The sequence below is a fragment of the Parafrankia sp. Ea1.12 genome (assembly GCF_900465275.1).
GTDB classification, from domain to species: Bacteria; Actinomycetota; Actinomycetes; order Frankiales; family Frankiaceae; genus Parafrankia; species Parafrankia soli.
In genome coordinates this window covers 1-243 of sequence record NZ_UBIZ01000541.1, presented here as the reverse complement: position 1 = coordinate 243, position 243 = coordinate 1, and the positions used below count along the sequence as shown (strand labels likewise).

General features: G+C 67.1%; 1 pseudogene. It reads left to right on the top strand.

The features are described 5' to 3' along the window. Positions 1-243: pseudogene (locus tag FMEAI12_RS30950) on the top strand (ABC transporter substrate-binding protein); the annotation flags it as partial.

Below are 243 nucleotides of genomic sequence, written 5' to 3'. Positions count from 1 at the left end.
GTACTCGATGGCCGAGTCCTTCGCCACGACCGACGGTGGCGCGACCTTCGCGCTGAAGCTGCGGCCCGGGCTGGTCTTCTCCGACGGGCACTCCGCTCAATGCCGAAGCGGTGAAATTCAACTGGGATCGGGTCAAGGACCCGGCCACCGGCTCACCCCACCGCTCGGAGGCGTCGATGATCGCCTCGACCGAGGTGGTGGACGATGTCACGCTGACGGCCACGATGGTCACCCAGGTGCCCA